The organism is Streptomyces sp. TRM68367 (assembly GCF_014495685.1).
Lineage (GTDB): Bacteria > Actinomycetota > Actinomycetes > Streptomycetales > Streptomycetaceae > Streptomyces.
Genome location: NZ_JACTVI010000110.1, coordinates 1 through 24261, shown reverse-complemented (window position 1 = coordinate 24261; position 24261 = coordinate 1). Strand labels below are relative to the sequence as shown.

General features: G+C 71.2%; 18 protein-coding genes, 1 tRNA gene and 3 pseudogenes. 9 read left to right on the top strand and 13 right to left on the bottom strand.

Annotated features, from left to right (window positions below; genetic code table 11):
- The 5 genes and pseudogenes from H8R17_RS38855 to H8R17_RS38835 all read right to left on the bottom strand — a co-directional run.
- Positions 1 to 737, bottom strand: a pseudogene (locus H8R17_RS38855) (relaxase/mobilization nuclease domain-containing protein); the annotation flags it as partial.
- Entirely contained in the window at positions 734 to 1291 is a 558-nt protein-coding gene (locus tag H8R17_RS38850) for a plasmid mobilization relaxosome protein MobC (RefSeq protein WP_187827907.1), read from the bottom strand. The gene H8R17_RS38850 and the pseudogene H8R17_RS38855, both read right to left, overlap by 4 nt.
- 344 nt (positions 1292 to 1635) lie before the next feature.
- A complete protein-coding gene (locus tag H8R17_RS38845) occupies positions 1636 to 2430 on the bottom strand; it encodes a DUF2637 domain-containing protein (RefSeq protein ID WP_262505859.1) in 795 nt (264 codons plus the stop codon).
- A gap of 446 nt (positions 2431 to 2876) precedes the next feature.
- Entirely contained in the window at positions 2877 to 4160 is a 1284-nt protein-coding gene (locus tag H8R17_RS38840; protein WP_187827905.1) for a DUF3631 domain-containing protein, read from the bottom strand.
- A gap of 227 nt (positions 4161 to 4387) precedes the next feature.
- Positions 4388 to 4618, bottom strand: coding sequence for a hypothetical protein (locus H8R17_RS38835; protein ID WP_187827904.1), 231 nt, complete (start codon positions 4616 to 4618; stop codon positions 4388 to 4390).
- Positions 4619 to 4712: 94 nt separating this feature from the next.
- Here H8R17_RS38835 and H8R17_RS38830 point away from each other — a divergent pair, with 94 nt between their 5' ends.
- Together H8R17_RS38830 and xerC are read left to right on the top strand one after the other, a co-directional pair.
- Positions 4713 to 5393, top strand: coding sequence for a helix-turn-helix domain-containing protein (locus H8R17_RS38830; RefSeq protein ID WP_187827903.1), 681 nt, complete (start codon positions 4713 to 4715; stop codon positions 5391 to 5393).
- Positions 5390 to 7063: a tyrosine recombinase XerC gene (gene xerC, locus H8R17_RS38825; protein ID WP_187827902.1), complete on the top strand. Its 1674-nt coding sequence runs from the start codon at positions 5390 to 5392 to the stop codon at positions 7061 to 7063. The genes H8R17_RS38830 and xerC overlap by 4 nt, the downstream gene beginning before the upstream one ends.
- Positions 7064 to 7110: 47 nt before the next feature.
- Here the strand turns inward: xerC and H8R17_RS38820 are convergent.
- From H8R17_RS38820 to H8R17_RS38810, 3 genes are all read right to left on the bottom strand, one after another.
- Positions 7111 to 7183: transfer RNA gene (locus H8R17_RS38820), tRNA-Arg, on the bottom strand.
- Positions 7184 to 7348: 165 nt separating this feature from the next.
- Complete coding sequence (locus H8R17_RS38815; RefSeq protein ID WP_187827901.1) at positions 7349 to 7525, bottom strand: hypothetical protein; 177 nt, start codon at positions 7523 to 7525, stop codon at positions 7349 to 7351.
- A gap of 325 nt (positions 7526 to 7850) precedes the next feature.
- Complete coding sequence (locus H8R17_RS38810; RefSeq protein ID WP_187827900.1) at positions 7851 to 9314, bottom strand: aldehyde dehydrogenase family protein; 1464 nt, start codon at positions 9312 to 9314, stop codon at positions 7851 to 7853.
- Positions 9315 to 9500: 186 nt separating this feature from the next.
- Between H8R17_RS38810 and H8R17_RS38805 the strand changes: the two genes are divergently transcribed.
- A complete protein-coding gene (locus H8R17_RS38805) occupies positions 9501 to 11942 on the top strand; it encodes a SpoIIE family protein phosphatase (protein WP_187827899.1) in 2442 nt (813 codons plus the stop codon).
- Positions 11943 to 12051: 109 nt separating this feature from the next.
- A pseudogene (locus H8R17_RS38800) lies at positions 12052 to 12222 on the top strand (transposase); the annotation flags it as partial.
- Positions 12223 to 12427: 205 nt separating this feature from the next.
- Here the strand turns inward: H8R17_RS38800 and H8R17_RS38795 are convergent.
- Both H8R17_RS38795 and H8R17_RS38790 read right to left on the bottom strand, forming a co-directional pair.
- The gene (locus H8R17_RS38795; RefSeq protein WP_187827898.1) at positions 12428 to 14041 is read right to left on the bottom strand and encodes an IclR family transcriptional regulator C-terminal domain-containing protein; all 1614 of its coding nucleotides are present in this window, start codon (positions 14039 to 14041) and stop codon (positions 12428 to 12430) included.
- Positions 14042 to 14357: 316 nt separating this feature from the next.
- Positions 14358 to 15653: a M6 family metalloprotease domain-containing protein gene (locus tag H8R17_RS38790; RefSeq protein ID WP_187827897.1), complete on the bottom strand. Its 1296-nt coding sequence runs from the start codon at positions 15651 to 15653 to the stop codon at positions 14358 to 14360.
- A gap of 268 nt (positions 15654 to 15921) precedes the next feature.
- Between H8R17_RS38790 and H8R17_RS38785 the strand changes: the two genes are divergently transcribed.
- On the top strand, positions 15922 to 16566 hold the full coding sequence (locus H8R17_RS38785) for a TetR/AcrR family transcriptional regulator (RefSeq protein ID WP_187827896.1): 645 nt from the start codon (positions 15922 to 15924) through the stop codon (positions 16564 to 16566).
- A 129-nt stretch (positions 16567 to 16695) separates the two neighbouring features.
- A complete protein-coding gene (locus H8R17_RS38780; protein ID WP_187827895.1) occupies positions 16696 to 18243 on the top strand; it encodes an MFS transporter in 1548 nt (515 codons plus the stop codon).
- A gap of 112 nt (positions 18244 to 18355) precedes the next feature.
- On the opposite strand, the gene H8R17_RS38775 is transcribed toward H8R17_RS38780, so the two are convergent.
- A complete protein-coding gene (locus tag H8R17_RS38775) occupies positions 18356 to 18871 on the bottom strand; it encodes a MarR family winged helix-turn-helix transcriptional regulator (protein WP_187827894.1) in 516 nt (171 codons plus the stop codon).
- 109 nt (positions 18872 to 18980) lie between these two features.
- On the opposite strand from H8R17_RS38775, the gene H8R17_RS38770 reads away from it, so the two are divergent.
- Positions 18981 to 19766: a dioxygenase gene (locus tag H8R17_RS38770; protein ID WP_187827893.1), complete on the top strand. Its 786-nt coding sequence runs from the start codon at positions 18981 to 18983 to the stop codon at positions 19764 to 19766.
- Here H8R17_RS38770 and H8R17_RS47955 read toward each other — a convergent pair.
- Positions 19726 to 20037, bottom strand: a pseudogene (locus tag H8R17_RS47955) (GNAT family N-acetyltransferase); the annotation flags it as partial. The gene H8R17_RS38770 and the pseudogene H8R17_RS47955 overlap by 41 nt on opposite strands.
- A gap of 193 nt (positions 20038 to 20230) precedes the next feature.
- Here H8R17_RS47955 and H8R17_RS38765 point away from each other — a divergent pair.
- Complete coding sequence (locus H8R17_RS38765) at positions 20231 to 21253, top strand: RNA polymerase sigma factor RpoD/SigA (protein ID WP_187827892.1); 1023 nt, start codon at positions 20231 to 20233, stop codon at positions 21251 to 21253.
- A 468-nt stretch (positions 21254 to 21721) separates the two neighbouring features.
- Positions 21722 to 22369, top strand: coding sequence for a TetR/AcrR family transcriptional regulator (locus H8R17_RS38760; protein ID WP_399477864.1), 648 nt, complete (start codon positions 21722 to 21724; stop codon positions 22367 to 22369).
- A 585-nt stretch (positions 22370 to 22954) separates the two neighbouring features.
- Here H8R17_RS38760 and H8R17_RS38755 read toward each other — a convergent pair.
- Positions 22955 to 23917 carry a YafY family protein gene (locus H8R17_RS38755; protein WP_187827891.1) on the bottom strand — a complete coding sequence of 321 codons (963 nt, stop codon included), beginning with the start codon at positions 23915 to 23917 and terminating at the stop codon, positions 22955 to 22957.
- Positions 23918 to 24261: the final 344 nt, after the last annotated feature.

The window sequence follows — 24261 nt, the reverse complement described above, 5'->3', positions numbered from 1 at the left end:
TGCATAGCCGAGGAGGTCGCCTGACGGGCCGCGCCGGACCTGGACCTCGATGTCGCTGGCTTCGAGGTAGGCGATGAATTCCTCGGCGTTCGTCGCGTGCGGGATGGCGGCGCGGATGCGGTCCTGGAGCCACTCGGGCTGGGCTGGTCCCAGCCGAGGTGTTCGGCCTTGTGCATCTCGGCCTGGGTGGGGCGGCGGGCGCCGGTGCGGTCGCCCTTCTTCAGGCGGCGCAGCCCGTAGTCCTTCTCGATCTCGCGGCAGGCGTCGCCGACGCGGAGGCCGCTGTCGTGGAGCTTGGGGCGGCGTCCGTCTTCGCGGACGGTGGTGGCGAGGATGTGGATGTGGTCGTCGGCGTGGCGTACGGCGATCCAGCGGCAGGCCAGGTCGTCACCGGCCGGAGCGATGCCGGCGGCCTGGACGATGCGCTGGACGATCTCGCCCCACTCGGCGTCGGAGAGGTAGCGGTCCTCGGGGGCGGCGCGGACCGGGCAGTGCCAGACGTGATCGGTGACCGGCTTGCCGAACTCGCTGTTGCGCAAGGAGACCGGCTCGTCGAGGTAGCGGCCGAGTTCGGTGAGGGTTGCGTTCTCGTCGCGGCCGGGGTCGGGCATGCCGAGCATCGCGAAGCCGGCCACGATGTGCGGGTCGAAGTGCTCGTCGTGGGTTCCGCGGCCGTAGAGGTAGGCGAGCAGGCCGCGGGTGTTGGACCCGGCCGGTTTTTTGATGGCGGCGATCACGCGGCTGCCTCCGTCTCCGGGTCGACGGGCTGGCGCAGGGCTTCGGCGATCAGCTCCAGCAGGTGGTGGAGTTCGTCGAGGCCCTGACGTATGTCGGGTGGGGTGTGGTCGCTGTTGAGGGCGCGGGCGATCTGGTTGACGTTGACGCCGATCCGGTTGAGCTGGCGCAGGACCTGAGCGCGGAAGACGTGGGTGCGGCGGCGGTCCTCGGACAGGGGCAGGTTGGCGGTGAACCGGCCGGTGATGAAGGCGAGGACGATGTCGGCGGCGAAGCCGGAGTCGCCCTTGTAGCCGTGCTCGGCAGCGGCCTGTTGGAGGCGGGCTCGCTGGTCGCCGGTGAAGCGCAGCGGGCCGACTCGGTCGTTGCGCTTGGTGCCGGTGAAGCGGCGGATCGTGGGCTGCACGCTCTGTACGGCAGGCTCGCCGACGACGACGGCGCTGTCTGCGGGGCGCAGGACGGCTTGCTGGACGGAGTGAAGCGTGTCCAGGTCGGGGCCGCCCTCGGCTCCGGCTTCCTGGTCCGGCGCCCCCTGGTGCTGGGCCGTCTCCGCCACCCCTGGGGCGGAGATCCCCGAAGTCCGGCCTTGAGTCGGACTCGGGGTACTACTGGCTCCGTCAGGGGCAGCCCGTCCGAACGCGCGGCGCAAACGCCCCATCAGCGTAGGGGACTTCGTCAGCGGCAGTGGCTCGTCGGGAGTGTGGTCGGGGCGTTGCGGGGCGTGTGTCACGGGCGGTTCTCCGGAAGGGGCGGGGGCAGGTGGGTCGGCGGGGAAGGACTGGCGGAGTGCTGGTGGCCGGCGCGCGATCCACAGGTGTGGATAAGCGGGCGTCGAGCGGTGCGGTGGTCGGCTGGCCGGGGTGACCGGAAGGGGTTCCGGTCACCCCGCTGGGTTTCCGGTCAGCTGCTGCTCGGACCGGTCTTGGCGGCGGCTTCGATTTCGGGCCGGAGGATCTCCATCACCTTGGTCTGCCGCTGACTGCCGATCGTCAGGTCCCTGTCCTTGACGGCCTTCCGGAGAAGGGAGCGGCTGAGTGTGCCGTGCTCAGCGAGGGCGATCCGGCCGATCGCCACGAGTTCTGTGAGCGTGGCCTTGGGCGGACGGCCACCGCGCGGCTTGGTCTCCGAAACCTCGGGCGGTGGTTCCGTCGGCTGGACGGAACCGGCGGCCGGAGGCTCAGCGAGCCCGGCCGGCTCGGCCAGTGGCTTGGCGGGCGCGGTGACCGGTGGTTCCGGCGCCTGGACGGGCGCGGCGTCCAGGTGGTCGGCAGGTTGGTCGACCAGTTGGTGGATCTGCCGCATCAGGACGCCGAAGGCCAGTAGCGCGGCTGTTGGGGGAACCGCGGCGACCACGTAGTCGAGGAGGGGCACGGCGCTGGCGTTGCCTGTGCCGCTGACCCCGGCCACGTTGAGTGCGATGGAGCCGACCGATCCGGTGGCGGTGAGAGCGATTGCCCAGCCGTCGGTCACCCGGCGCAGGCCCGCGCGGAGCATGAGGAGTTCGCCCGCGACGATGAAGGCGTCCAGGGTGGCCGGCCAGGCCCACTGGCGGACGGGGGAGCTCTTGAGGCCGTGCTGTCCGGCGACCTCTGCGAGATGCGCGTAGGACAGCCAGAACCCGCCGGCGGTGAGGGCCACGATGACGGCTCCCGCCGCGACGAGCGCATACCGCTCGGCCGCCTGCTTGGTCGTCATCGGCCGTCCTTCGCCGCGGCGTTGGTCCCGGTGGGTGGGTGTGGAGAGGGTGGTCAAGCGGGGTTCTCCTGGGGTGGTGGCGTGGTCCGTCTTAGCCGTCTTGGCCGTTGCAAGCGCAGGTCAGAGCCGGTACGGCAGGGGGTCGGTGTTCCGTCCTGGCGGCGCTGGCGCGTCTTGGGGCCGCACGGCCGGTGGGGCTGCGGTTCGGTGGCCGTGGAGGGATCGGATCCGTCTTGCCGTCCCGGCCGCATACGCTGTGACCTGCGGCGATACGGCGAGGACGCGCGGGACGGCACAAGACGGATCCGGGCAGCGTCCGGTTGGTGGCAGCGCGGTCGTCATGATCGCGTTGCCGTCTTGCTCCCGGTTTCCGTCCCGGCCGTATGCCGTTTGACCTGCGGGATCACGGCAGGGACGGCAGGGACGGTCACCGGGGGAGGCGGTGCTCAGCCCGAGGAGGGGGCTGGCTCGGCGTTCACTGAGTGAACGGTGGGGCAGTAGCGCCGCCAGGCGTCGAGGAACTTGTTGCGCATGTAGCCCTTGCGCTGGGTTCCGTCGGCGAGACGGACGTTGCCGGGCTTGATGTCGTACCGGCGCAGCATCGCCGCCAGTTCGCGGGCGGTCAGCCCGTTGCGCCCCCATTCCGCCCACGGGCTCTCGGCGTTCTGCCGCAGGAGGTGCAGCAGTTCGTCCGTGGAGAGGCTGTCGACCTCGCGCTGGGCGACGAAGACCCTGCGGATGTCGGCGAGGATCCGGGCCTCGCCGGGCTGGTCCTCCTCCGCCTCGACCTCCGCAGCCACCATCCCCGCACACGCCTCGCGAGCCCGGCGGGGCCAGGACCCGGCGGCCAGGTCGGCGACGATGATCAAGGGCTCCCAGGTGTCAGCTGCCCGGTCCTCCACCGGCATGTCCGGCTCCAGATCCGCCGCCTCGTCCAGCAGCGGCCTGGCCCAGGTAGCGATGCGGTCCCGCAGGTCGTGGAGTCCTGGGATGTCGCGGCGGGAGCGGAAGGGCTTGACGCTCTCGCCCTCGGCCCGGCGGCGCATCCGGATGACGACCGACCGGTCCATGATCGTGTCGGGCAGGTCGCCGATCCCCGCGAGGGCAGCCATGGCGAAGGTGGCGAACCGGTGCGGGGTGTGGTCGTTGCCGACGACCCGGGTGACATACCGGTTGCGCTGGTGGCCTGCGTTGAGGAGGCCACGCATCTCCTCGTTCTTCTCCGCCTGCTTCGGCGTGCCGAAGATAGTGTCCGCCTCATCCACCAGGAGCGTGGGCGGCTCGTCAGTGATGGAGCGGAAGACCGCCGCCGGGGTGGTGTTGATGGTGAGCATCGGCTCGTGGACCGTCTCGGTCAGCACGTCCAGCAGCCGTGACTTGCCGCACCGCTTCGCCGGCCCCACCACCGCCAGGCGCGGGGCGTGCTGCCACGCGGGCTGCAGGTGGGTCGCCGCCACCCACAGCGTGACCGCGTCCAGCGCCTGCTGGGAGGGCAGGATCACGAACTGGGCTACCTGGGCACGCAGTTCGTTCAGCAGCTCAGAGCCGTACGTCGGCGCAGGGTCCGGCACCGCCTCCTCGGCGGGCTGATCCACCGGAACCGTATCCGGCGCCCGCTCATCGGCCTCCGGGCTGGCTTCGGGCGCGTGGCCGGGTCGGCCGGGCACCGCGACCGTCGGCCATGCGGCTTTGCCGGGTGCGGAATGCGGCTCGGGTGTCGTAGGTTGCACAGGGCAGCTCCTTATCCGGTGACGTCGGGCATGCAGGCCCGACTCACGCAGGTCGTTCGTTGGAATGCGGGCAGTGGAGTGTGCGGAGCCTCCGGCGTTGGCGCGCCGGGGGCTTTCTCGCTTCCTTGGCCGGGGCGAGGGAACACGGACAGTACGTCCACGCCCCGACACAGTCCAGCGTTTCTGTGTCAGCTCAGCGCAGAAGCGTCTGCTATGGGCTCGGGCGGTCATGCGGCCAGGCCGAGCAGGTTCAACAGGTCGGCGGTCACGACGCGGTACGCCTTGCCCAGCCGCAGTACCTTGCACGGGTACTGGCCGCGCTTGGCCAGCTCGTAACCCTTGCTCCGCCCCAGGCCCAGCGCCCGGTTGCCGGTGTCCAGGTCAATGGCGGCGGGCAGGGCCAGCAGCTCCGCTCGCGTCATGCCCTTGGGCTGCTCGGCGGCCTCGTTGGTGCGCATGCATGCTCCGTCCATGAGTGAGCCCTCGGCGAACGCGGCATCACGTCCGGCTCCAGGCGATCACTAACCATCATCGGGAAGCTAATGTGTCTCCATGACACAACGCGGTTTTGATCCTGGAGATGACGAGGACGACGTCCCCGAGTGGGTGGACCAGGTGATGGCCACGGTGGCCGCCGAGGTCCGCAGACGGAGGAAGGAGCTACGCATGAGCGCCCAGGACCTGGCCGACCGCTGCGAGGAGATCGGCCACCCGATCCCGCGCAATGTGATCGCCAACATGGAATCCGGCCGCCGCGCCAACCTGCCCCTGGTCGACGTCCTCGTCCTCGCCGAAGCCCTACGGACCTACCCCATCTGCCTGCTCTACCCCGTCGGCTACGTCAACCGAGTCCAGCGCCTTCCCCTTCAGCACTCCGACCCCACATGGGATGCCATGCACTGGTTCACCGGCGACAGCGAGGACTTCGGCATGGAAGACGACATGCTCCGCAACTTCCGCGCCCACGTCCGCTACCGGCGCGCCGCCCTGGCCGCGCTGAAGGGCGAGAAACACGAGCGCTGGAAGGCCGAGACGGCCCCCAACCAGGCTGAACGCGAGGAAGCCGCGCGCGCCCAAGCCGACTACGCCGAAAGGGCGTTGGAAGCCAAGTACCGCCTCCGCAGCGCCCGCGCCTTCATCCATGAAGACGGCGGCACACCACCGCACCTGCCACCAGAACTCGCCGACGTCGACCCACCCGTCGGCAACACCGATGAGGAGAATGATCTTTGAAGGGTTCCACCCACCGCCGCTGCTACTGCCGCGACGCCCACACTGGTAAGCCGCTCGGTAAGCAGTGCCCGAAGCTCTCCAGCCGCAAGCACGGCTCGTACTCCATACGCCAGGAACTCCCGCCCCGCGAAGACGGCACCCGCCGCTCCTTCAGCCGCGCCGGCTACGAATCCCTCAAGGCCGCTCAAGCGGACCTCGACCACGTGCGCGCGCTCGTCGGCCTCGCCGACGCTGACGACGCCGAGGGCTTGGCCCAGATAGCCGAGTTGCTGGAGAAGGTGGCCGAGGAGAAGGCCCCGCTGCCGAACATCGAGGCGACCCGCAGGCGCCTCAGCCACGGCCTGGACCTGACGAGCCGACTCACGGTCGGCGAGTGGCTGGACATGTGGCTGGCGGGCAAGAAGGGACGGCAGAGTGCCATCAGCCGCGACGAGAGCAATATCCGGGTGCATCTGAAACCGCGGATCGGGCACCTGCGGCTCGACCGCCTCCGGGTCACCCACCTGTCGGAGATGTTCGAGGCCATCGCCGAGGCCAACGTCGAGATCGCCGAAGGCAACGCAGCCCGCCGCAAGGCGTTCGAGGACCTCGCCCAGATTCCCTGGAAGGGGCGCGAGCCCCGCGCCCGCCGCAAAGCGATGAAGACAGCCATCGCCGAGATGGAGCCCTACCGCCGCAACGTCGGTCCGGCCACCCGCCAGCGCGTCCGCTCCACCCTGCGGGCCGCACTCAACGCCGCGATCGCCCAGCAGCTCATCACCTTCAACCCGGCCGCCCACGTCGAGTTGGAGGCGGGCAAGCGACCCAAGGCCCTCGTGTGGACCGAGGAGCGCATCCTCCACTGGAAGCGCACCAGCGAGAAGCCGTCGCCGGTGATGGTCTGGACGCCGGAACACACCGGGCTCTTCCTCGACCACGTCGCGGAGGACCGCCTGTACGCGCTGTTCCACCTGATCGCATTCCGCGGACTGCGACGGGGCGAGGCATGCGGCCAGAAGTGGACCGACACCAACCTGGACGCCGGTCTCATCACCGTCGCCAAGCAACTCGTCGTGGACGGCTGGGAGGTGTACGAGGACGACCTGAAGACCGACGCCGGCGCGCGCACCATCGCGCTGGACTCCGACACGGTCCGGGCCCTGCGTCGGCACCGCGCCCAGCAGGACAAGGACCGTAAGGAGTGGGAGAGCGCCTGGGTGGAGACCGGACGTGTCTTCACCAAGGAAAACGGTGAGATGCTCCACCCCGCCAACGTCACACGGCGGTTCATCGAGCTGTACGAGGAGATCGGCCTCCCGCCGGTCCGGCTCCACGACCTCCGCCATGGTGCCGCGACCCTCGCCCACGCGGCCGGGGCCGACCTGAAGGACATCCAGGAGATGCTCGGCCACTCCTCGATCACCATCACGGCCGACACGTACACGAGCCTGCTCCCCGAAGCGGACCTGGCGATCGCCGAGGCCGCAGCCCGGCTCGTACCGCGCGCCCGCGCCACCTCCGAGAACACCGCTCCCGAAGCGGAGCCCGAGCCCGACGGCGAGGAGCATCCCAGTCCGGAGTCCGTGCCGGATGATGCTGATCCGTTGGGCGGTATTCGGGAGATCAACTCTCCGTCCGCTCACGCACCGCTCACGCAAACGGCCCCGGATGAGGAGTCCGAGGCCGAATAGAGCGCCTCCCTGGGAGAGAAACCCCAGGTCAGCGGCGTAACGCATTGTGCCCCCGGCAGGATTCGAACCTGCGACACCCGCTTTAGGAGAGCGGTGCTCTATCCCCTGAGCTACGAAGGCGGGGCTCTGTGGGAAAATGTGTGGGAAGTGCGGTGATGTCCGCAAGGTCCGACACGGTCTTCCGTTGGAGCGTGCGGTGCGCTGCCTGTGGAGGCTGCGCACCGACGACAGTGTAGCGGGTGAGCCCCGACTGCGGCTGAGGGGCCGGGAGGCTGAAGGGTTGGCTCAGGGCTGGCGGGCTGTGGTCAGGGCGATTGAGTTGATCATCCAGGCGAAGCCGATGTGGGTGAGGAGTGCTCCGTCGGCTCCGTACGCCGGGATGCGCTTGTCCCAGTGGGAGTAGTCGAGGGGCCCGTCGCCCACCAAGGCGTGGCGGCGGTACTGGATGTAGTCCGCGGCCACCGCTGGGCCGGGCCGAGGAGAACACGGGCCAGGACCGCTACCTGGCGGCGTGCACCGGACGGGTCGTGCCGACCGGCGGACTGCCCGTGCAGAGGGGCGTCCGCGCCGGGGCGGGCGGCCTGCTGCTGGTCCCGCACCGCGAAGACGGCATGGACGAGAGCACGCTGCCTGCCGATCACCAGGCGATCCTCAAGGTCGTCGCAGGTGTGGAGGGTGCGCTCAGGGTGCGAGACGTAACGCCGGCACTCGGCAAGGGCCTGCGACCCGCCCGGGTGAAGCCGCAGACGCGCCGGGCGCCGTGTTGGTCGGCCGTAACGTGTAGATGTCAGGCCGCCCCGCTCATTGTCATCCAGCGCCATTGGGTGAACTGCTCCAAGTTGGCGGTGCCGCCGATGCGGGAGCCGTTGCCCGATGCTCCCATGCCGCCGAAAGGCGCGTTCGCGGCGTCCTTGGCGGACACGTCATTGAGGTGCACCATGCCGGTGCGCAGCTGCTCGGCGACGCCGGTGGCCCGCGGCACCGAACGAGAGTGCACGGCCGCCGTCAGGCCGTATGCGGTGTCGTTGGCGATCTCGACGGCCTCCGCGTCGGTACGGAACGGAACGACGGGCGCGACGGGTCCGAAGATCTCCTCGGTGAAGGCGGGCATGGTCCGCTCCACGTGGTCCAGGACGGTCGGCGAGTAGTACAGCCCGTCGCGGCGTCCGCCGGCCAGCACCCGTGCCCCGGCGGCCACGCTCTCGTCCACGATGCGCTCGATCCTCACGACCTGGCGTTCGCTGATGACGGGGCCGATCGCCACACCCTCCTCGCGGGGGTCGCCCATCCGCAGCGCCTTGGCCTGCCTGATCAGCGCCGCGGTGTACGGCTCCACGAGATCGACGTGCACCAGATGGCGTCCGGCGGCGACACAGGCCTGCCCCTGATAACCGAAGGAGCTCATCGCCCCGGCCGCCGCGGCGGCGTCAACGTCCGCGTCGTCGAGTACGACGATCGAGTTCTTGCCGCCCAGTTCCAGGGCCACTCGCTTGAGCCCGTCGCCGGCGGCGCGGGCGACGGCCCGTCCGGCTTCGGTGGAGCCGGTGAACGAGACCATGGCGACGTGGGGATCGGCCACGATGGCCTGGCCGGTCCCGACACCTCCGGGCAGGACGTGGAGCAGCCCTTCGGGCAGTCCCGCATCCTCGAACATTCGCGCGACGACGACGCCGCCGGACACCGGGGTATGGGGATCGGGTTTGAGCAGGACAGCGTTACCGAGGACAAGGGCGGGCGCGAGGGCCCGCATGGCGAACAGCAGCGGTGCGTTCCAGGGGTTGATGACGCCGACCACCCCCAGTGGTACCCGCCACGCGTAACTGGCCTGGCCGGGTACCGGCGGGGTCAGGATCTCGCCGTGGGGCAGCGATGCGAGCCCGGCGGCCTGCGCCAGCTGACTGCGCCCGGCCGCGATCTCGTAGTCGCCCTTCGCCGGGACGCCTCCGGACTCCCTGACGATCCACTCGCGAATGGCCCCGCTGTGGTCGCGCAGCGCCCGGGAGGCGCCGAGCAGGACCTCGGCGCGCTTGTGTGGAGCCACCTCGGCCCAGGCCCGCTGAGCCCGGGCGGCCATGGCTCCGGCCCGGGCGACATCCGAAGCCGCCGCCACACCCACCTCCGCCAGCTGTTGTCCCGTGGCCGGTTCGCTGACCTGTTGGGTGCCGCCCTCGGACTGCCGCCAGCCACCGCTGTAGATCTTCCCGGTCCACTCGGCCGGGTCAGGCCATGTCCCCTCGCCAGTGGAACCCATGGAACAACCCTCCATCTCCTGATAATCGTTTCTCCCCCCAATCAGTGCATCTAGCTTCCTTCACGGCTTCTTTCATAGTTTCTTTGCTTATATCTCCCTATTAAGCATAGGTGTCACACGGCTCCGGTCATCGGTTGCTCCTGGCCGGGCCGCGACCCATGGTGGAAGGACCGAGGCGAAGGCGGGATGAGCGCGATGACGCTATCCGAAACCGCCGGAGACGACCGGCCGGCGCGACCGGCGGATCCCGTCGACGAGGCGGCCACGGCCAGAGCCACCGTGGATTCGCGCGGCATCGTGACTGGATGGAGCGAGGGGGCGCAGCGCCTGCTGGGCTACCGGCCCGCTGAGGTCGTCGGCCGGGACGCGGCCGCGCTGCTCTCCGGGGAGCCGCCTGCCGAGCTCCTGCGGTCCCTGAAGACGCTGCCGAGGTGGAACGGGACGGCGACGCTGCTGCACCGGGACGGCCGTCGCCTCACACTGAACCTGCTGGCCCACCACCGGGAGCCGGACAGCGAGGGCGACTCGGACGGTGCGTGGTTCCTGGTCTGCCCCCTGGCCCGTCCGCCGGCGCCCTCCCAGGACGACACGCTGGTCATGCTGGCGTTCACCCAGTCCCCGGATACGACGGCGCTCTACGACAACGGCCTGCGGCTGTGGCGGGCGAACGCGAACATGGAACGTGTGATCGGCCTGCCAGAGAAGGCGATGCAGGGACTGCGCGTATCGGAGATCGTGGTCGATCCGCAGAGCGACCGGACCGAACAATGCATGCGGGGGGCGCTGGAGACCGGCGAACAGCAGCACATACAGCTGGCCCTGCGCCTGGCGGGCCATGAGCGCGAGAGCTTCTGGACGACGTCGCTGACTCCTGTCCGGGATGCCGAAGGAACGGTGCGGGGGGTGCTCCTTTCCGCCCACGACATGACCGCGGAGCACCTGGCCCGGGAGCGTCTGGCCCTGCTCAACGACGCCAGCGTCCGTATCGGCAGCACCCTGGACCTCGCCCGCACCGCGCAGGAACTCGCCGACGTGTCCATCCCCCGTCTCGCGGACTTCGTCACCGTCGACCTGCTCCCCGCCATCGAAGGCGGGGACGACCCACGCGCCGGCTCGCCGCCCGGCCCGGTCCTGCTGCGCCGCGTCGCCTACCAGTCCGTCCTGGAGGGCTGCCCCGAGGTCGTGGTCCAGCGTGGAACGGTGGCCGCCTATCCGGACGAGTCGCCCGCGGCCGAGTGCCTGACCACCGGTCGGCCGCTGATCCGCAAGGTGACCACCTCCGGGATAGCCCAGTGGGCTTTCCAGGCCCCGGACCGGGCCGAGCGGGTACGACGGTACGGCTTCCACTCGGTGCTGGCCGTGCCGATGCGCGCCCGCGGCATCACCCTCGGCGTTGCCACGTTCTCCCGCCATCGGCGCCCGGAGCCCTTCGAGCAGGATGATCTGCTCCTGGGCGAGGAGATCACCGCCAGGGCGGCCGTGTGCATCGACAACGCCCGCCGCTACACCCGCGAGCGCCGCACCTCCCTCACCCTGCAGGCCAGTCTCCTGCCGCAGCGGCTGCCCCCGCAGGCCGCCGTGGAGGTCGCCTCCCGCTACCTGCCTGCCAGCGCCCAGACCGGCGTCGGCGGCGACTGGTTCGACGTGATCCCGCTGTCCGGCGCCAGGGTCGCCCTCGTCGTCGGCGACGTCGTCGGCCACGGCGTCCAGGCCTCGGCCACCATGGGACGACTGCGCACCGCCGTACGCACCCTGGCCGATGTCGATCTCCCGCCCGACGAACTGCTGACCCACCTGGACGACGTCGTCAACCGCCTGTCCGCCGAGGCCGACAGCGCTTCCGGCCCCGCCGGCGACATCGGCGCCACCTGCCTGTACGCCGTCTACGACCCGGTCTCCCGGCGGTGCATCCTGGCTCGCGCGGGCCACCTCGTACCCGTGCTGGCGACCCCGGACGGCGCCGTGGAGTTCATCGACGTCCCCGCGGGCCCGCCGCTGGGGCTGGGCGGCCTGCCCTTCGAAGCCACCGAGATGGAGCTGCCGGAGGGAAGTCTCCTCGCGCTGTACACCGACGGCCTCATCGAGGTCCGGGGCAGGGACATCGACGAAGGCCTCGACGCACTGCGCGCGGTGCTGGCCCGGCCGGACCCGTCCTTGGAGAGCACCTGTGACACCGTGCTCCGGGCGCTTCTGCCGACCCGCCCCACCGACGACGTGGCGCTGCTGATCGCCCGCACCCGCGCCTTGGACGCGGCCCATGTCGCCACCTGGGACGTGCCGGCCGACCCCGCCGCGGTCTCCGAGGCCCGTAAGAACGCCTGCCGGCAGCTGGCCGCCTGGGGCCTGGACGAGGCGGCGTTCGTCACCGAACTGGTCGTCAGTGAGCTGGTCACGAACGCCATCCGCTACGGCGGCGCACCCATCCAGCTCCGGCTGATCCGCGACCGCAACCTCATCTGCGAGGTCTCCGACGCCAGCAACACCGCCCCCCACCTGCGCCGGGCCCGCACGTTCGACGAAGGCGGCCGCGGCCTCCTCCTGGTCGCCCAGCTCACGCAGGGCTGGGGCACCCGCCAGACGTACACCGGCAAGACGATCTGGGCCGAGCAGAACCTCCCCACCACCTGATGTTCCTGGCGTGCCGAAGTTCGTCCACCGTCCCCCTGTCGAACGCATGACCTAGGGGGTGGTGTCACCGGCCCGAGGGGTGCCGTTGAGACAGCGAGCCGAAACCGGGGCCGTGATCGACCAGCCGACCGCGAAGTTCGGCACCGTGCTGGTGATCGTGGACCAGCCGGCTTCGATCGGCGCCCTGCCCCTGACCGTCGCCCGGGATGCGGGTTGCAAGGTCGCCTGCCTGCCGGGACTCGCCATGCGGCGGATCGCCGACCTCAACCCGGGCGAAGCGCCACCCCGGGCCGCACCGCCGGGATGACCGCCGCCGAGGCGGCCCTCGGCGTCGACGGCCATGTCATCGGCTCGCCCACCGCCGCCTACTTCTGGCCCAGCGCGACCATCCGCGAGTTCGCCGCGATCTTCCTGCACTACCGGGCGGTGAACCTCGGGGTCTGCGCGGCTCGCGCTGCTGGGGGCCGCCGTCTCCGGATGACCGGTCAGACCGGCGCCACCCGCGCGAAGCGGCTCGCCACGTGGAGGTCCGCCTCGATACGGACGGCCGTCTCCGCCAGCTCGGGAAGGATCCGCTCCACGCAAACCCCGACCGTGTGCCTGGCGGCGTGCATCGCCACGTTCGCCGCCGCGACCACCCGGCCCGCCCGGTCGCGCACCGGGACCGCGATCGCGCGCAGGCCCTCCTCCAGCTCCTCGTCGACCAGGGCGTAACCCTGGGCGCGGACGTCGTCGTAACGACCACCCGGAGTGTCCGCCAGCAGCACCCGGCCCAGGGAAGTGGCGTGGGCTGGGAGCCGGGTGCCCGCGGTGAAGTTCACGCTCATCACGCGGCCGGTGGCCGCCGCGGCCGTGTACTGGATCTCGTCGCCCGCGGGCGTCAGCACCGCCAGCGCCGCCGACTCGTGCACGCGGTCCGACAGCGCCGCCAGGTGCGGCTGGGCGATCCGCGGCAGCGACGTGCGCGACAGCGGCGGGAACCCCAGGGACAGCACCCTCGGGGTCAGGACGAACCGGCGCGGGTCGCCGGGGGTGGTCACCAGGCCCAGGTGCTCGTAGGTGAGCAGCGCCCGCCGTGCCGTGGCCCGCGCCAGGCCGGTCGCCCTGGCCACCTCGGTCAGGGTCAGCTCCGCCCGGCCCTCGCCGAACGCCGTCAGCACGGTGAGTCCGCGGGCCAGGGACTCCACGAAGTCCCGGCCCAGCTCCTGCTTCGACGCGCCGGTCCACACCGCGAGCCCCGAGGGCGGCGCCCCGGGTGCCGGCGGGGCCTCGTGCAGGGTGCGCTCCATCGCCGCCACGGCCGACAGCAGGCGGGGGCGCAGTGCCTCGCGCAGGCCGTCCGCCGAGTGCCGGCTGGTGTGGCTCACCACGCTCGCCACGCAGGCGATCCGGCCCGTACGCGGGTCCCGTACGGGGACGGACACCGCGACCAGGCCGGGTTCGATCAGCTGGTCGTCCAACGCCCAGCCGTGCGCAGCGGCGTGCGCGGTGCGCCGTACGAAGTCCTCCTCGGCGGCCGTGCCGCCTGCGGCGCCGTCGCGCGGTGGTACGGCGGGGAAGCACCGGTCCTGCGGGTCGGCCGCCCGGCGGGTCCGCCAGCGCTGCCAGGCCTGCTCCGTCCACTCCGTCGCGAACAGCGGGCCGGGTGCGGTGCGTTCGGCCGGGAGCAGGTCGCCGATGCGGAAGCTGAGGGACATCGCGCGGCGGCGGGTCGCCTGGTGGATGAAGCGGATGCCATCCCGGTCACCGACGGCCAGCGACACGGACTCGTCCAGCTCGTCGGCGAGGGCGTCCGCGTGCGGGGCCAGCAGCCGGGGCAGGCGCAGGGCGGCCAGATAGGCGTTGCCGAGCTCCATCAGCCGGGGCGCCAGGACCACGTCCCGGCCGTCCAGGCGGACGTACCCCATGCGCGCGAGCGTGGCCGTGATCCGGTCCACCGTCGAACGGGCCAGGCCCGTCGCCCGCTCCAGCGCGCTCGGACTGAGCGTCCCGCCCGCCTCGGTCAGCCGCCGCAGCACCCCGACCCCACGGATCAACGGCGTGACCGCCTCGGCCGGCACGGCGCCCTCGACGGCGTCGTTCATGGAGTTCGCGGGCATCGGCTCTCCGGTCGGGCGATCGGGGGAGACCTACGGTAATCGCGGGAACGGCGGCCCACCGACAAGCCACCCGCACGCGGAGACGCCAAACCCCGCCACACCGCAAGCCGCGGTCAGTCGTGCCTCGCCCCAAGCTCTCCGAGCAGGGGCCCCAGCGCGGCGCCCGCCCGGGCGGCGGCTGAAGCTGTCGTAGCCGCGGGCCCGCGCAGCCGTCGTAGCCGCGGGCATGCGTGCCTCCCCCAGTGCCTTAAGGCGGCCCACCCCCGGCCCACACCAACCGACGGTCACCCGGTCAACGCCGGCCCCGAACCCCGTACTACCGCCGCGTCACCCGCACCCGGTGATCCCCTGCCAGATCCGCCCCGGCCACCGAGATCACGACCCCCCGGCGCGGATCCCGGAACGTCTCGCCGGGCGTGAACGCCGCGTCCGAGAGTTCCGCGTGAACGTTCGGCGTACGGGTGCAACCCCCGCTGTCCCGGCGGGAGTCGTACACCCGTATCGGCCCCATCCCGGTGTCCACGTCCGCGTCGACCCGGTAGATCAGCACCCCCGGCCGGCACACGGCCTCGTCGTTGCCCGCGCGGGTGCGCAGCTCGACGGCGTACCCCGTCCTGCGGTCCAGCGGGACGAACACCAGCTTCGAGCCGCCCGCCCGGGCCAGCGGCGTCAGCGTGAACTCCCTCGTGCCCGGCGACGCCGCGCAGTGCACCTGCCCGGCGTCCAGCCAGCCCAGCTTCCACTTGTGCCAGGCGAGCAGGTCGTTGTTGGCCCCCCAGTCCTCGCTCATGATGTCCCAGTGCCCGACCGCGCCCCCGCCCTCCTGGGTGTACAGGTCGGGCAGCCCGAAGACATGGCCGTTCTCGTGCGGCAGGACGCGGTAACCGGTCCTGCCGTAGGAGCCGGAGCCGTCGTCCTGGCGGGAGTAGACGAAGGAGGCGTTGGCCACCGGGACGCCGTCCGCCACGGGCGCCTCCGCGTTGCCGGCGAAGGTGACGGACAGGACCGTGTCCAGGGCCGACGGGCCGGCGTTCGGGGTCACCAGGACGTTCAGCAGGTCGTACCTCCGGAAGTCCACCTTGGGGTCGGCCGCCGCCACGATGTCCTGGACCAGCTTCCGGTAGCCGGGTTCGAACGGTGCGCCGCGCTCTATGCCGTACGCCCGGAACGGCTTCGGCATGCGCAGCCAGCCGGGGACCGGGGTCTCGGGGCGGTAGTCGAGGCGGCCGTAGGAGCTGGTGCGGAACCACTCCCGGGTCTGCGGGAAGAACTCCCGGAAGCGGCCCTGCGCGTCGCCCTCGCCGGGTGTGTCGGAGAAGTCGACCATCACGGTCAGCGCGCGGACGGTGCCGGTGGAGCGGGCGTAGCCGTCGGGCGTGGGGATGCCCTCGGACATCTGGACCTCACGGGCGCCGCTGATCAGGCAGGGGCCGTGCGCGGAGGAGCGGGTCAGGGTGATCGGTCCCGCTCCGGCCGTCGTGGGGCCGCCCGGCGCGAGGTGGCCGGTGCCGGCCGAGGTGCTGACGGCGAGGGTCAGAGCGGTCACGGACGCCAGCGCGGCCACGCGGCGCGTCCGTATCCGGCTCCGGCAGGCGGTCGGCTGCGGCGGCATGCAGGGCCTTTCGCTCCACGGCAGCCGCCGGTGCCCGGCTGCACCCTTGCGATCACCCTGTGTCGCGCGGTGCGTGGACGCGCGCTGGAGGAGACCGATCGTGGGTTTCTCGCCGGTAGGTGATGTGACTCAGATCACAGGAGATTCCTGGGAGGCGGGAAATAACCGGGGATCGTCTCCCCGTTTGGACCTGTGTCCGCGCGAAACGGGGAGACCGTCCCCGGATCGACAGACACCGTGAACAAGCCTTACAGACGAGGAGCGCACCGTGCAGACCGCCACCCCCGCGCAGCGCAAGGTTGCCCGGCCGCGCGCCGACGCTCTGCGCAACCGGGAGCGGATCGTCACCGCCGCCCGGGAGATGTTCGTCGAGCACGGCCCCGAGGTGCCGCTCGACGAGATCGCCCGCCGGGCCGGCGTCGGCAACGCCACGGTGTACCGCAACTTCCCGGACCGCGACGCCCTGGTCCGCGAGGTCGTCTGCTCCGTCATGGACCGTACGTCGGAGGCGGCCGAGCGCGCGCTCGCCGAGACCGGCGACGCCTTCGAGGCTCTGGAGCGCTTCGTGCACGCCGCCGCCGACGAGCGGATCAGCGCGCTGTGCCCGATGGTCTCCAGCACCTTCGACAAGCAGCACCAGGACCTGGAGGCCGCGCGCCTGCGGAGCGAGGAGCTCGTCGGCGGGATCATGGAGCGCGCCAGGGCGGCCGGGCAGCTGCGCGAGGACGTGGGCGTCGGCGACGTCATGGTCGCCGTGGCCCAGCTCAGCCGGCCCCCGGCGGGCACGCAGTGCCTGAGCGTCGACCGCTTTGTCCACCGCCATCTGCAGCTGTTCCTGGACGGACTGCGGGCCCCGGCCCGTTCCGCCCTGCCGGGTGCGGCCGCGACCCTGGAGGATCTGCGCCAGTCCTGAGCTGAACAGCGATAAGTTCCGCGCCTGCCAACCCGTCTGAACAGACGACGGTTTCCACGGCCGTCCCCATAGCCGAACCGTCCCTTCACGACACTTTTTCCGTACCGAAGTCCCGAAGTGGGTACCTCCATGTCTGAAACAGCCTCAAAGGCCCCCGGCGTCCGCGAGAACGCCCCGGACCCAGGACGCTGGAAAGCGCTCGTCTTCATCGCGCTGGCCCAGCTGATGGTCGTCCTCGACGCCACCATCGTGAACATCGCGCTGCCCTCCGCCCAGCAGGACCTGGGCATCTCGGACGGCAACCGCCAGTGGGTCGTCACGGCCTACGCCCTCGCCTTCGGCGGTCTGCTGCTGTTCGGCGGGCGCATATCCGACCTGTGGGGCCGCAAGCGCGCCTTCGTCGTGGGCCTGGCCGGCTTCGCCGCCGCCTCCGCACTGGGCGGCGCGGCCACCAACGAGGCCATGATGTTCGGCGCCCGCGCCCTCCAGGGTGCCTTCGGCGCGCTCCTCGCGCCCGCCGCGCTCTCCCTGCTCGCCGTGATGTTCACGGATGCCAAGGAGCGCGCCAAGGCGTTCGGCGTCTACGGCGCGATCGCCGGTGGCGGCGCCGCCGTCGGTTTCATCCTCGGCGGCGTGCTGACCGAGTACCTGGACTGGCGCTGGACGTTCTTCGTCAACATCCCGTTCGCGCTCGTCGCGGCGGCCGGCGCCTACTTCGTCATCCGTGAGCCGGGCGGCAGCCGCAACCGCTCCCCGCTCGACATCCCGGGTGTCGTCCTGTCCACGCTCGGCCTGGTCTCGCTCGTCTACGGCTTCACCCGCGCCGAGTCCCACGGCTGGGGCGACTCGGTGACCGTGGCGATGTTCGTCGCCTCCGCGGTCCTGCTGATCGCCTTCATCGCCACCGAGGCCAGGGTGAAGGCCCCGCTGCTGCCCCTGCGCGTGGTCACCGACCGCAACCGCGGCGGCATCTACCTCTCGCTCGGTCTCGCGATCATCGGGATGTTCGGCACGTTCCTGTTCCTGACCTACTACCTGCAGATCGTCCAGGGGTACTCGCCGATCAGGACCGGCTTCGCCTTCCTGCCGATGGTCGCCGGCATGATGGTCGGCTCGACCCAGATCGGCACCCGTCTGATGACCCGCGTCCCGGCGCGGCTGCTGATGGGTCCCGGCTTCCTGGTCGCCGCGCTCGGCCTGGCACTGCTGACCCAGATGGAGATCGGCTCGTCGTACACCTCACTGGTGCTGCCGTCGATGCTGCTGCTCGGTCTCGGCATGGGTACGGCGTTCATGCCGGCCATGTCCCTGGCCACGCAGGGCGTCGAGCCGCGGGACGCCGGTGTCGCCTCCGCGATGGTCAACACCTCGCAGCAGGTGGGCGGCGCGATCGGAACGGCGCTGCTGAACACGATCGCCGCCTCGGCGACGACGGCGTACATCACCGACCACATCGCCTCCGCCGCCGGCCGGTCGCAGCAGCAGCTGGTCCAGCTGGAGGGCATGGTGCACGGCTACACCCACGCGATCTGGTTCGCCGTCGGCATCCTGGTCGTGGCCGCGGTCATCGCCCTGACCTTCGTCAACGCCGGCAGCCCGGGCGGCGCTGCGGTCGCGGCCTCCGCCGAGGGCGAGGAGACTGAGACGGAGGCGGCGGTTCCGGTCGCCCTGCACTGACCGGCCGCGGCTGTCCGGTCGTACCCCTTCGGGTCTTCCGTACGTACGAGGAAGGGGACGCCTCGTCCGTACGGTCCGGGACCTGTCCCGGCTCCCTGGGCGTGAGCGGCGCTCAGCGGAGCCAGGGCAGGTCCGCACCCGCTTCGCTGGGCTGGAGTCCCTCGGCGACGATCCGCATGATCTCGCCGAGGGACTTCTGCTGCTGAGGGGTCAGCCGGTCGAACACGGCCTGGCGCACCGCCTCGACATGCCCCGGCGCGGCCCGCCGCAGCGCCTCGAAGCCCTCGTCCGTCAGCACCGCGAACTGGCCCCGCTTGTCGGAGGGGCAGTCCTCACGGCGCACCCAGCCGTTCTTCTCCAGCCGCGCGACGGCGTGCGAGAGCCGGGAGCGGGTGATCTTCATGCCCATCGCCAGCTCGGTCATGCGCAGCCGCCGCCGGGGAGCCTCGGTGAGCCTGACGAGGAGGACGTAGTAGACGTGCGGCATGCCGGAGTCACGCTGGAGCTGGCGGTCGAGGTGGTCGTCGAGGAGTGTGCTGGCCTCGATGAACGAGCGCCAGACGCACTGCTCCTCGCCGGTGAGCCAGCGGGGCTCGTCAGCGGGTGAGGAAGCGGATGCCGTATTCATGTATCCCACTCTAAAGGAACCCTTATTGAAAATTAAACAAGTTTGGCATATTCTTTGAGGACGTAGCTTGAGGATTCAAGCGTCTCGATCTCGTGAAGGGACCGCCCCCATGTCCGCCGCAACGCAGGAGCGCATGCCCGCCCTCTACCTCAGCCACGGTGCCCCTCCTCTCGCGGACGACCCCGTCTGGCCCGGCGAACTGGCCGCCTGGTCCGCAAACCTGCCCCGCCCCACGGCGATCCTCATGATCTCCGCCCACTGGGAGGAGGCCCCGCTCGCCCTCGGCGCCACCGAGCCGGTGCCGCTGGTCTACGACTTCTGGGGCTTCCCCGAGCACTACTACCAGGTGACCTACGACGCCCCCGGCGCACCCGCACTCGCCGAGTCCGTACGGAAGCTGCTGCGCGCGCCGGGCATCCCCGTGCAGGACATCCCGGACCGCGGCCTCGACCACGGCGCCTACGTCCCGCTCGTCGAGATGTACCCCGAAGCCGACATCCCCGTCCTCCAGGTCTCCATGCCGACGCTCGATCCGGTGAAGCTGATGGACATCGGCCGCCGCCTGGCGCCCCTGCGCGACTTGGGCGTGCTGATCGTCGGCTCCGGCTTCTTCACCCACAACCTCGCCGCGCTGCGGCAGGGTGGCATACCCGCGTGGTCGGCGGAGTTCGACGACTGGGGCCGGCGTGCCCTGGAGGCCGGTGACGTGGACGCGCTGCTCGACTTCACCCGCAGGGCCCCGGCCGGGCAGCTCGCCCACCCGCGCACCGAGCACTTCGCGCCCCTGTTCGTGACCATGGGCGCCGCGGACGAGACCGGCGAACTCGCCGCGCAGCAGTCGGTGATCGACGGGTTCTGGGGCGGGCTGGCGAAGCGGTCGGTGCAGTTCGGCTGACCCGCGGGACGTGCGCGGGCTTGGGGCGGAACGGGCTGGATGTGGCGTAGCCCACGATTCGCTGTGAATCGTCGTCTGTGGCAACCATCAGCCGGTACGGGCCGTCTTCAGGGTGGGAGAGCAGCCAAGGGCGGTGCTCCCGCGGAGTGAAGATCGCGGTATCGAACGTGATCGCCGTCTCACGTACGTAGTGGTTGCAGATGTCCGTGAGGGCCTCGAGGTCAGCCTCGACTCCCGGCCTGACCTGGACCTCTGTACGCTCCGGCGGCATCACGCCTCCTGGTGCGGCCGACAGGGTACTGCAAGATCAGAAAAATTGGAGGGCGGGTTGGGAATTCTGTCCTGATTCCAGTCGTTGTTTCCATCGGATGCAGGGCACTCGACAAGAGTCCGGGAGGGACCTGAAGAGAGTGCCGGGCGTCTGAAGGACCACCCGCTGACCTCACCATCGCAAGGGAGCACGCATGGCAACCCGTGCCGTCGCCCGTCGTCAGTCCGCCACCGGCGAGACGGCCGATGCGGCAAGCAGTGTTCGCGCCCATGGCGGCGAGATCGCCGACCGCGATCTGGTCGGCATGTATCTCGACGAGATCGCGCGTACACCGCTGCTCGACGCCGCAAAGGAGGTCGAGCTGTCCCAGATCGTCGAGGCGGGTGTGTTCGCGCGACAGGTCCTCGACGGGACTGTGACGCTATCCGCCGGCGCGGGTGGGTCGTCGAAGGCGGCCCCCACCCGCGAGGAGCTGGAGGCCCTGGTCGCCGAAGGGGAGCGAGCCAAGGACATCTTCATCCGCTCCAACCTCCGCCTGGTCGTCGCGGTCGCCCGCCGCTACCCCCGCAGCGGTCTGCCGCTGCTCGACCTGATCCAGGAGGGCAACGCCGGCCTGGTGCGCGCGGTCGAGAAGTTCGACTACCGCAAGGGCTTCAAGTTCTCCACGTACGCCACCTGGTGGATCCGTCAGGCGATCACCCGCTCGATAGCCGACCAGTCCCGCACCATCCGGCTGCCCGTCCACCTGGTGGAGGAGCTGGGCCGGATCCGGCGCGTGCAGCGCGAGTTCAACCGTGAGCACGGCCGGGACCCGGAGCCGGCGGAGATCGCCGCCGAGCTCGGCTCGACGCCGGAGCGGGTCACCGACGTGCTCGACTGGGCCCGCGACCCGGTCTCGCTGAACATGTCGGTGGATGACGAGGGCGAGACCCAGTTCGGCGACCTCCTGGAGGACACCTCCGCGGTGTCGCCGGAGCAGTCGGTGCTGACGCTGTTGCGCAGCGAGGGGCTCGACGACCTCATCGGCCGCCTCGACCCGCGCACGGCCTCCATCATCAAGATGCGGTACGGCATCGAGGACGGCCGGGAGCGCACGCTCACCGAGGTCGGCAAGGAGCACGGCCTGACGCGCGAGCGCATCCGCCAGATCGAGAAGCACGCGCTGCTGGAGCTGAAGAAGCTGGCCCGCGACACCGGCTTCGAGGCGGCGGCGTAAGGGACCGGCCGTACGCGACGACGGCGCGTACGGCTCGGGACACGCCCGGTGGCGTACGACGGTGGTGCCGCGTACGCCGGGTGGCGAAAGACCGCGCAAACATGGCCATGTAACGCCGCTTCAATCGGCCGGGTCCGGGAACAAGCATTCAAGGCCCAGGAGTTCGGGGCGCGGGAGCGTGACTTCCGACTGCCGAGCCGCTGGACTTCTTGACCCGCCGACCCACCACAGCCACGTCCCGACGCACACCCCCCCCGGCGCCGGGACCTTCCAGAGTCGGGCTTCGGTGCCCCTTCCCCCCGGGGTGCCGGAGCCCGGCTCCTTTTCGTCTGCCCGGAGCTTGCCGGGAGTGCGTCTGCCGGAGTCGGTCTGCCTGGAGTGTCTCTGAAGGGCGGGCCGCCCCGGACCTGAACACCGGGGCTGCCCGCCAGATGGCAGATTCTGCCACATGGGCATAGCCTGCCGAACGTGAGCAGCGCCACCCCCATACCCGACTCCCACGGCTCCCTGACCGAGCGCCGGAAGGCCGAGACCCGGATGGCGATCGCCCGGGCGGCCGCCGGACTCTTCGTACGGCACGGCCTGCGCGCCACCCGCGCCGAGGACATCGCCCGCGCCGCCGGCATCGCACCGCGCACCTTCTACCGCTATTTCGCCACCAAGGAGGAGGCGGTCGCCCCCCTCTACGCGGCCGGCGCCGACCGCTGGATCCAGGCTGTCCGCGACGCCCCACCCGACCTGTCCGTCCCGCAGGCCCTGGAACACGCGGTACGCCACACCCTCACCCCCGGCGCCGCGGTCTCGAAGGAGTCCTGGCACTGGATCCGCACCCTGATCCGCCTCACCGACACGAGCCCGGCGGTGCGCCGAGTCTGGGCCGAGGTCTGCCAGACCTCGGAACGCACCCTGGCGGAGGCACTGGCGCAACGGCTGCCGAAGCCCGCCGACAGCGTTGCCGCCCCCACCTTCGCAGCCGCCGTGGTCAGTGCCGCGGTGCGCGTAGCGATAACGACCTGGGCCTCCGTCGACGCCCCCGCGGAAGACGACACCGGCCCCGCCACACTGGCCTTGCGCAACCTGGAGGCGCTGCGGGGTTTTCCGTGGGGGGACGCTTGATGGCTCCTCAGGCCATGCCGCAAGCCGCGCCCTCACGGCGCGGCACCGCACCCACCCGCAGCCGACGACGGGCGCGCAACCGCCTCCACAAGCCGCGCCCAACGACGGCAGCCCGCCGAGCCGTCCAGCCGCGGGCACGCGTGCCGCACCCATACCACCCGCAGCCGACGACGACGCGAACCGCATCCGCAGGCCCGCGCTCGCGTAAGCCGCGGCAGCCGGTGACGGTGGGCAACCTTGTCCGCAGGCGCGCGCTCGGGTGCTGCGGCGGCCTGTGACGGTGGGCAACCTTGTCCGCAGGCGCGCGCTCGGGTGCCGCGGCAGCCGGCGACGACGCGAACCGCATCCGCAAGCCCGCGCTCGCGTGCCGCGGCGGCCGACACGGTGCCCGGCCATGCCGTCAGGCCGCGGGCATGCGTGCCCGCGGTGCAAGGACCCCTTAAATTAAGGGCCTGAGGTACCCCCAGGGCGGCACGGGTGGGCGCGGGCGGTACCCGTCAGCGCCGGGCTGCGTATCCAACCCCCGGCCAGCACCAACCGACAGTCACCCAGCCAACGCCGTACCCCGCCTCCCGTACCCCACCCTCACCCCGCCGCCCGACTCAGCCGCGCCCCCAACTCCCGTACGCACCGCACCAGTTCCTCCGGCCCCTCCACTGTGAACTCGAACCCCAGCACGGCCAGCCGGAACGCCAGCCAGTCCAGCGCATCCCCCACCGTGGCCCGCACCCGGCAGGAACCGGCATCCACCGGCTCCGGCGCACCCAGCCAGCCCGGCAGCTCAACGGCAACCTGCTCGGCCGGCGCGGCAAAGCTGACGGAAACGTCGTACGTCACCTGCCGCCCCCACATCGACTGCCGCAGATACTCCGCCGCACTCCCCGTCGGCATCTCCCGCGGAGCGAACCGCGCCCCGGTGGCGAACGGCTCACTCACCCGGTCCACCCGGAACGTCCGCCAGTCACCCCGATCGAGGTCGTAGGCGACCAGGTACCACCGCTGCCCCGTGGACACCAGCCGATACGGCTCGGTCAGCCGCCGCGACTCCGTCCCGTCCGCCGCTCGGTACGCGAACCGCAACCGCTCCCGCCCGGCCACAGCCGAGGCCATCACGGTCAGCGTCTCCGGCGCGATACTCGCCCCGTCCCCACTGGTCAGCGGCGTCGTCGCGGCCTGCAACACGGAGACCCGGTGCCGCAACCGCCCCGGCAGCACCTGCTCCAGCTTGGCCAGCGCCCGCACCGACGCCTCGTCCACCCCCTCGACGGCATGCCCGGCCCCCGCCCGCAGCCCGACGGCGATCGCCACCGCCTCCTCGTCGTCCAGCACCAGCGGCGGCATCGCCTTCCCGGCGATCAGCCGGTACCCGCCGTCCGCCCCCTTGCTCGCCTGCACGGGATAACCCAGCTCACGCAGCCGGTCCACATCCCGCCGCACCGTACGCCGCGACACCCCCAGCCGCTCGGCGAGCTCACCGCCGGGCCACTCGCGCGGCGTCTGGAGCAGGGAGAGGAGCTGAAGGAGCCGGGCCGGAGTGTCTGTCGTCATGTCTTCGAGCATGCCCCGTAAGTAGGACATGATCTGACCTAATACGGTTCTTCGAGCTGACTTCAGGACATCGATCAGGCTCAGCCCGCCGCAGGCGACCGGCGCGCTGGTTCGTCCTCGCCCGCGCCACCGGCGAGCCCATGGACCCCGGCGGCAAGGGCGTGAACGTCTCGGGCTGTCGGCGCAAAGCTCGTCCCGCGCTTCGGGCGCGGCGTGCTCCAGGCGGGCGCGCTGGTGATGGCGGCCGGTGTGCTGCGCTACCGGGATTCATTCGCAGTGCATCGGCCTTCAGGCCGGTGGTGAAGCGAATCTGATGGTGGCGACGCGGAGCGTCGCCGTATCCG